This is a genomic window from Kocuria sp. ZOR0020 (assembly GCF_000800955.1).
Lineage (GTDB): Bacteria > Actinomycetota > Actinomycetes > Actinomycetales > Micrococcaceae > Kocuria > Kocuria subflava.
The window spans coordinates 1-663 of the sequence record NZ_JROX01000375.1 but is presented as its reverse complement, the minus strand read 5'-3'; the positions used below and the strand labels follow the sequence as shown (position 1 = coordinate 663).

Annotated in this window: 1 protein-coding gene; it reads left to right on the top strand. The window is 31.7% G+C overall.

The features are described 5' to 3' along the window. Positions 1-136 precede the first annotated feature (136 nt). On the top strand, positions 137-619 hold the full coding sequence (locus L979_RS15480; RefSeq protein WP_036849875.1) for a hypothetical protein: 483 nt from the start codon (positions 137-139) through the stop codon (positions 617-619). The last annotated feature ends 44 nt before the right edge of the window (positions 620-663 follow it).

Genomic DNA, 663 nt, shown 5'->3' with positions numbered 1-663 from the left:
ATAAAGAAATGAACAAAGAACATATTTTAGCACAAAAAGAAGTATTAACTCCAATTGAGTATGAACACTATATTAAGCACTTATTTGATATCGGAGAACTAAGCAAAGAACTTTATGTTGAATTGAGTTCTGATTTATGAGCAAAGCTTTAGCGATTGACTTTAGTACTTCTAATACTGGTTATGCGTTTCGTAATCCTTTAACAAATGAGTATGTAGTTGGTTCAATAGCAGGTGGTAAAAGCAAAGACCCTTTGGAACGTGCAAAACAAATTGCTGACGGCATAACAGAAGTCATTGAGCATTATAACTTATTTGATTATTTTATTTATATTGAAGAACCTATCATCACGTTCAAGTCTAAAGGAAATATCTCATTGATTAGGGCTAACGGTTCTTTCTTAGGAGTAATGCGTAATCGCCATAATATTGGATATGTTGATGTAAGTAATTCAATGTGGTGTGGTTATCACTTAATCAAAGGTAAAAGCAAAGCAAGAAAAGAACAAAGCATTGATATTTTAGAAAGTTATAATATAGTCCCTAAAGACAAAATCAATGACGACATGGCAGACGCGTTCTGTATCTTGCTCTATGTAGAAAGTCAGGAGAATATATAATGATTGTAATTAATATTGCCTTGATTATTCTTGGCATTTTATAT

Coding starts and splice junctions, on each gene's coding strand:
- L979_RS15480 (WP_036849875.1), top strand. CDS start 137: ATGAGCAAAGCTTTAGCGATTGACTTTAGTACTTCTAATACTGGTTAT.